The following is a 6,852-nucleotide window of genomic DNA, read 5'->3' as shown; positions in this document are numbered from 1 at the left end:
TCAGCTACAGCATTGTCGGTGGCGCCGACGCCGCGAAATTCACCATCAACGCCAGCACCGGCGCGTTGAGCTTCGTCACCGCGCCCGACTACGAAGCCCCGACCGACGCCGGCGCGAACAACGTTTACGACGTCACCGTGCAGGTTTCCGACGGTACGCTGACCAGCACCCAGGCCATCGCCGTCACGGTGACGCCGGTGAACGACAACACCCCGGCGATCACCAGCAGCGCCACCGCCAGCGTCGCCGAGAACACCACGGCCGTGATGACCGTGACGGCCACCGACGCCGACCTGCCGGCCCAGACCCTCAGCTATTCGATCGTCGGTGGCGCCGACGCCGCGAAGTTCTCGATCAACAGCAGCACCGGCGCGCTGAGCTTCGTCACCGCCCCGGACTTCGAGGCCCCGACCGATGCCGGCGCCGACAACACCTACGACATCACCGTCCAGGCATCCGACGGAACGCGCAGTGTGACGATGGCGCTGGCGGTCAGCGTGACCAACCGCAACGAGATGCCGACGAGCAGCGATGGCCGGATCAGCGTTGCCGAGGATGCGACGTATGTTTTTGCGCTGGCTGATTTCGGGTTTGCCGATCCGCTGGATGCGCCGGCCAATGCGTTGGCGGCGGTGCAGATCGTCACCGCCCCGGCGCGCGGAAGCCTCACGCTTGATGGCGCCGCGGTGGCCGACGGGCAGTGGATCACTGCGGCCGACATCGCCGCCGGCCGGCTGCGTTTTGCGGCGGCTGCCGATGAGAACGGCGCGGACTACGCCGCCCTCGAATTCCGGGTCCGGGACGACGGTGGCCGTTTTGACGGCGGCGTCGACACCGAAGCCGGCAGCCACACCCTGGCCATCGACGTCAGCCCGGTGAATGACGCGCCGGTGGCCGTGGGCGAGGGCTACACCCTCGACGAGGACACGCCGCTGGTGGTCTCCGGCGCCGGCGTGCTGGCCAACGACTCCGACATCGACGGCGATCCGCTGTCGGCCAGGCTGGTCAGCGGCCCGGCCCACGGCAGCCTGACGCTGGCCGCCGACGGCAGCTTCATCTACACGCCGGATGCCAACTGGTCTGGCGCCGATGGCTTCGTCTACCGCGCCGTCGATGGCCGCGCGGAGAGCGCGCCGGTTGCCGTGAGTCTGGTGGTACGGCCGGTGAATGACGCGCCGACGATGGTCCGCGCCGATCTGCAGCTCATCCAGGGCGGCAGCACGGTGCTCAAGGCCGACGCCGTGTCGGCGGCGGATGTGGATTCGGCCGCGGGCGACGTGGTCTTCATCGTGGATTCGGCGCGCCACGGCCACTTCGAACTGGTGTCGGCGCCCGGCGTGGCAATCGGCCAGTTCAGCTACGCCGCGCTGGCGGCTGGCAAGGTGGTGTTCGTCCATGAAAGCATCGTGGATCTGCCGGTCGTTACCCTGCATCCCACCGACGGCCTGGCGGACGGCGCGCCGATGGCGGCCAGCGTGGGCTATTCCAGCACCAGCGTGTTGATGCCGCCGGGCGGATCGGGCGGGACGGAATCGCCGGTGGTGGTCGTGCCGCCGTCCGTGACGGTGCCCACCACCACCACGCCCGCCACCACCACCCCCAAGACCCCCGATGCCACCAAGCCGGCGGCGCCTGCCGCACCTGTGGTCAGCCGGGCAGACGCCGCGGCGGAGCAGGGCGGCGAGGCGGGTGTGGTCGTCGTCCGGACCGCAGCAGGCGGCGAAGGCAGCGAACCTCATGTGCGGCGTTTTTCTGCCGAAAACAGCCTTGTGAAGTTCGGCGGCGCCCAGGTCACCCTGACCCTTGGCGCCGGTGCCGAAGGGCCGCTGATGGAGTTCCTGCTTGGCGCCAACACGGCTGCGCAGGGCAGCGCCGGATCGGCGGCGGCCCGTCAGGCCACTGCCGAGAAGGCCGGCGTGCCGCCGCTGGGGGATGATGCCTACACCGACGTGCGTGTCGTGCTCAATGCCGTGGAGCTCTCCGGGATCGCCCTCTCAGTGGGTGCCGTGTGGTGGGCCAGCCGGGCCGGTGGGCTGATCGCCAGCCTGCTGATGGCCGCGCCGGCGTGGCGCAGCCTCGATCCGCTGCCGGTGCTCGGTCCGCAGGACGAGGAGGAGGGCGACTGGGGCGAACTGATGGATGACGAGATGACACGAGACGAAGAAGGCGCCGAAGACGTGTTTGGCGAACAGGGCGGCGGAGGCTTCCGCGGGTGAGACTCCACTTTCCCACCCTCAATCCGGTGGCCCGCATCTCGCTGGGCCTCGTGGCGCTGCTGGTGTCGCTGCTGATGGCGGCCGATCTGGCCTTCGGGCTGATCCCCGACCGCACCGCGCTGGCCCGTCAGGTGCGTCAGCAGATCAGCGAGAGCCTCGCGGTGCAGGCCGCCACGCTGCTTCAGTCCGGCGACACCCGGACGCTCCAGAGCACCCTCGACAGCGTGATCCAGCGCAACACCGAGGTGCGCTCCCTGGCGGTACGCCAGCAGGGCGGCGTGATCATCGCCGTGGCTGGCGAGCACGGCACCTGGTGGCATCCGCCCGAGGACGGCTCGTCCACCCTCACCCAGGTGCGGGTGCCGGTGCTGGCCGACAACAAGCCGTGGGGCGAGGTGGAGCTGGCTTTCAAGCCGGTGCTGCCGGAAACCTTCGGAGAATGGGCCACCTATCCCACCGTGGTGGCGATGCTGACCATCTCCGTTGGCGGATTTCTGGCTTTTTATCTCTACCTGCGCCGGGTGCTCGAATACCTCGATCCGGCCAAGGCGATCCCCGACCGGGTGCGCACCGCCTTCGACACCCTGGCCGAAGGCGTGCTGGTGCTCGACAAGCAGGGGCGCGTGGTGCTGGCCAACAAGGCCTTCCGCCACTTTCACCCGAGTGCCCAGGAAGATATGACCGGCCGCGCGGTGACGGAGCTCACCTGGCTTGTCGAAGGCTTTCACGTGACGCCGGAGCACCCCTACCCGTGGGTGACGGCGATGGAGCGTCGCAGCAACTCCGGCGACCAGACCCTTGAGCTGGCCCGACCGGGCGAGGAAGAGCCCCTGCGCGCCATCGTCGGCTGCTCGCCCATTCTCGACGGTCATGGCCGGCTGCGGGGCTGCCTGGTCAACTTCTCGGACGTGACCATGCTGCATCGGATCAACGACCAGCTGCTGGGCACGCTGGTGGATCTGGAGGCTTCGAAGGAAGAGATCCGCCGCCAGAACGAGGAGCTCCACCGCCTCGCCACCCGCGACCCGATGACCGGCTGCCTCAACCGCCGGGCCTTCTTCGGCGCGGCCGATCCCCTTTACGAGCAGCTCAAGGCGGAAGGCGAGGAGGTGTGCTGCATCATGAGCGACATCGACCACTTCAAGTCCTTCAACGACCGCTATGGCCACGCGGTGGGCGATCAGGTGATCAAGTCGGTGGCCAAGTGCCTGGGCACCGATCTGCGCGAGGTGGACATGCTGTGCCGTTACGGCGGCGAGGAGTTCTGCATCATGCTGCCCGGCGCCACCCCCGAGCAGGCCGTCGAGGTGGCCGAGCGATTGCGGCTGGCCATCGAGACCAATGCCGGGGCAGCGGTGCGCGACATCCCGGGCATCCGCATCACGTCGAGCTTTGGCGTGGCGTCGATCCGCGGCGGCGCGAAGGACCCGGCCGAGCTCATCGACCAGGCCGACAACGCGCTGTATCAATCCAAGCAGACCGGCCGCAACCGGGTGTCGCTGTGGGCGGGCGAGCGGTCGGTGGGCGGCGATGCCGAGGTGCCCGAGCTGGCGCACCACTGACGGCTGCGCGCCACCAGCCCCGAAAGGCGCAAGGCCGGATTGTTGCAATTTCAGCAACAATCCGGCCTTGATTGTTTCATCTGGCGGATTTCACTTCGCGCCCGGCTCCGTCACGAACGCCACCTTGCCCAGCCCGTGGCGGCTGGCGGCGGACAGCAGCTGGGCCACGTGGTCGTACTGGGCCTGGCGATCCACCTGCAGGTGGATCTCGGGCTGGGGCTCGCGGGTCGCGGCGGCGGCCAGGCGGGGCTCGAGGGCGTCGGCGGCGACCGTCTCGCCGTTCCAGCTGAGGCTGCCGTCGGCCTTGATCGACACCTGCACCTTCTCGGGCTTGATCTGCTCCGGCTGGCTGCTGGCCTTGGGCAGGTCGAGCTTCACCGCGTGGTTGATCACCGGCACGGTGATGATGAAGATGATCAGGAGCACCAGCATCACGTCCACCAGGGGCGTCATGTTGATCTCCGACATCACCTCGCCGTCGTCGTCGAAATCGCTGGTTCCGAAGCTCATCATGCCTCCTTGCGGGCGGGCAGCGGGTGCAGGTTGGCGTTGGTCTTGCGCACCCGGCCGCCGGTGACGAGGTAGGCGTGCAGATCATGGGCGAAGTGCTTGAGGCGGGCCAGGATCTCCTTGTTGCCGCGCACCAGGGCGTTGTAGCCCAGCACCGCCGGGATCGCCACGGCCAGGCCGCCGGCGGTCATCACCAGGGATTCGCCCACCGGGCCGGCGACCTGATCCAGCGTGGCCTGGCCGGCGGCGCCGATGCCCACCAGCGCGTGGTAGATGCCCCACACGGTGCCGAACAGCCCGATGAACGGGGCCGTGCTGCCCACCGAGGCGAGGATCGACAGGCCCGCCTGGAGCCGGCCGGTGGTGTCGTCGATGGACTGGCGCAGGGTGCTGGTGAGCCAGTCGTTGAGGCCCAGCACGCCGTGCAGCTCGTCGCGGTGGGTGGTGTGGTGGCTGACCGCCTCGGTGCCGCGGTGGGCCAGGTCGTGGAAGGGGTTGTCGGCGGCGTGGGGCGTGAGGGCGGCCATGCCGGCCTCGAAGCTGGTGGCGTGCCAGAAGGCCTTGGCGCCACCGCTCATGCGGCGCAGGGCGAACAGCTGCCAGGCCTTGACGATGATCACCGACCAGGACGCCAGCGACATGATGACCAGCATCACGGCCACGGCGTGGGAGACGCCGTCGCCCTGGGCCCAGATGCGGGCCAGGCTGAAGGTGGATTCGTTCATGGAGGTTCCTTTCAGGAGGCGGAAGTTAAAGTGAAGTCGATGGGCACCTTGACCGCGCCGGCCACGGGCTGGTCGCCCTGGCGGGCCGGCACGAAGCGCCAGCTGCGCAGCACGGTGTCGCGGGCGCTTTCGTCGAGCCGCGGGAAGCCGCAGCTCTTGATGACGGTGACGTCGGTGGGCTTGCCGTCGGCGCCCACCTGTACGCGCAGCAGCACGCGGCCTTCCTCGCCCATGCGCTTGGCGGCGCTGGGGTAGGGCGGCAGCGGATTGGAGAGGTAGGCGGCGTCGAAGCGCGGCGCCACCACGGCGACCGGCGCGGGGGCAGCCGGGGCGGCCGGAGCCGGCGGAGAAGGAGGTGCCGCAGGTGCTGCGGCGGCGCTGGTTTCGGCCGGATTGCTGGCGACCGGGGCCGAGGTGATCACCGGCTTGTCGGTGGCGCGGGCCTGGGGGGCGGGCTTTTGCTCGGGCCTTGGCGGCGTGGGTTCCTTCAGCCGGGGCTGGGGTTTGGGCTGGGGCTGTGTCTGGGGCCTGGGGGTCGGCACGGGCGTCGCGAGGCTGATGGTGATGCTCGTCTGGGGCGGCGTGACGGGAGGCTTGAACTGGCTGATGGCCACGGTGAGCGCGGCCAGCAATCCGCCGTGGAGGAGCACGGCAAGCCCGACGCCCGCGCTGTTGCGGCGCAGGGTGGACGGTGGCTGCGGGCGGGGCAGGGCCAGAAAGGGCGCAGGCAGGCCCGGATGCTCAGGCGGGTCGGCCGGCGGCGTCGCCAGGGGGGCGGCAGTCATGTCGATCTCCAGTCGGATGGTTCCTGGCTGGCTCGCGTCATGGCCGGAGGGCTGCGCTGGCTGGCTGGGTTTTGCATTTCACAAGCTGGGTGTTTGTGAAATGCAAATGAGAATGATTGTTATTTTATGGTTGTAAGTGTGAGGCGTCAAGCCGTGGGGATAAGCGCCCCGGTGAATTTCTCCGCATTCCCGCAGAGTGGAAGGGCGACGATGGGGTGTCGGGACTCGTTGCCCATGCGGGCCGCGGTTGAACGCGCGGGGGTGGCGGAGCGCCTGGCGTGGGCCGTCAGGGTCGGTGAACGGACCTCGGGCGCCATTGCGGCGCCCGAGGTTGGAGACACGCAGGTTGCTGCGGGGGCCGGGTGAGCACCCGGTGCAGTGGCCTGCTGGACGGCCGATCAGCCTTCGAGCATGCCGCGCAGTTCGCGCACGCGGGCGAGGCTGTCCACGTCGCGCAGGGTGGTGAAGGCTTCTTCGACCACGTTGAGGGTGTCCATGGCGTCGTCGCGCAGGCCGCCCATCGCCAGCACCTGCACCAGCAGCATGCCGATGCCGCCGATGGCGTCGGGCTGGCCGTGCTGGCAGCTCAGCTGGAAGGCCTGGGCGAGTTCCTCGTAGATCTGCTGGAGGTTGCCGCTTTCGTGCTCACCCCGGGCGAGGCGGATGTTGGCCATCGAGAACAGCACGTGGGCGATGCCCTCGTCGTCGCCCAGCTCGGTGACCGCCGGCAGGCGCTCGGTGTGCAGCGCCATGGCGTCGTCGAGCCGGCCCTGGGCGAACAGCACGTCGGCGATGCGGCCCTGGGTGATGGCCTTCTCGCGCGCCTCGCCGGTCTCGGTGAAGTGGGGCAGGATCTCGTCGGTGAGGATGACCAGCGCCTCGTCGAGGCGGCCTTCCATCAGGAGCGAATCGGCGATGTCGCGGCGGGCGAGGATGGTCGGGGTGTCGGTCATGGCGGGTGCGGCTGGAAGAGGAAAGGGGGCCGATGATACCGGCCGGGAAGGGCGCCGGGAAAGCTCGGGAATTTTTCCCATGGCGTGGGGTGAGGCGGGTG

Annotated in this window: 6 protein-coding genes; 2 read left to right on the top strand and 4 right to left on the bottom strand. The window is 69.3% G+C overall.

What is annotated here, in order from left to right; genetic code table 11:
- The coding region (locus tag QQK25_RS16000) for a tandem-95 repeat protein (RefSeq protein ID WP_284188826.1) at positions 1–2,216 on the top strand (2,216 nt) is incomplete at its 5' end.
- Positions 2,213–3,778, top strand: coding sequence for a sensor domain-containing diguanylate cyclase (locus QQK25_RS15995; protein WP_284188825.1), 1,566 nt, complete (start codon positions 2,213–2,215; stop codon positions 3,776–3,778). The genes QQK25_RS16000 and QQK25_RS15995, both read left to right, overlap by 4 nt.
- 90 nt (positions 3,779–3,868) lie before the next feature.
- Here QQK25_RS15995 and QQK25_RS15990 read toward each other — a convergent pair whose 3' ends face one another.
- The 4 genes from QQK25_RS15990 to QQK25_RS15975 all read right to left on the bottom strand — a co-directional run bounded on the left by QQK25_RS15990 (position 3,869) and on the right by QQK25_RS15975 (position 6,751).
- Positions 3,869–4,288 (bottom strand): ExbD/TolR family protein, encoded by a 420-nt coding sequence (locus QQK25_RS15990; RefSeq protein WP_284188824.1) that lies wholly within the window; start codon positions 4,286–4,288, stop codon positions 3,869–3,871.
- The gene (locus tag QQK25_RS15985) at positions 4,288–5,013 is read right to left on the bottom strand and encodes a MotA/TolQ/ExbB proton channel family protein (RefSeq protein ID WP_284188823.1); all 726 of its coding nucleotides are present in this window, start codon (positions 5,011–5,013) and stop codon (positions 4,288–4,290) included. Before QQK25_RS15985 ends, QQK25_RS15990 begins: the two co-directional genes overlap by 1 nt.
- Before the next feature lie 11 nt (positions 5,014–5,024).
- Positions 5,025–5,798, bottom strand: coding sequence for an energy transducer TonB (locus QQK25_RS15980; RefSeq protein ID WP_284188822.1), 774 nt, complete (start codon positions 5,796–5,798; stop codon positions 5,025–5,027).
- A gap of 398 nt (positions 5,799–6,196) precedes the next feature.
- Positions 6,197–6,751 carry a tetratricopeptide repeat protein gene (locus QQK25_RS15975; protein WP_153159448.1) on the bottom strand — a complete coding sequence of 185 codons (555 nt, stop codon included), beginning with the start codon at positions 6,749–6,751 and terminating at the stop codon, positions 6,197–6,199.
- Between the last annotated feature and the right edge of the window lie 101 nt (positions 6,752–6,852).

Origin of the sequence: Zoogloea oryzae (assembly GCF_030161255.1) — a bacterium.
Classification (GTDB): Bacteria; Pseudomonadota; Gammaproteobacteria; order Burkholderiales; family Rhodocyclaceae; genus Zoogloea; species Zoogloea oryzae.
This window is presented reverse-complemented; position numbering and strand designations above follow the sequence as displayed.

What these genes read in the sequence shown, in the direction of transcription:
- QQK25_RS15990 (WP_284188824.1), bottom strand. Translation starts at nt 4,288, where the DNA reads ATGAGCTTCGGAACCAGCGATTTCGACGACGACGGCGAGGTGATGTCG.
- QQK25_RS15985 (WP_284188823.1), bottom strand. Translation starts at nt 5,013, where the DNA reads ATGAACGAATCCACCTTCAGCCTGGCCCGCATCTGGGCCCAGGGCGAC.
- QQK25_RS15980 (WP_284188822.1), bottom strand. Translation starts at nt 5,798, where the DNA reads ATGACTGCCGCCCCCCTGGCGACGCCGCCGGCCGACCCGCCTGAGCAT.
- QQK25_RS15975 (WP_153159448.1), bottom strand. Translation starts at nt 6,751, where the DNA reads ATGACCGACACCCCGACCATCCTCGCCCGCCGCGACATCGCCGATTCG.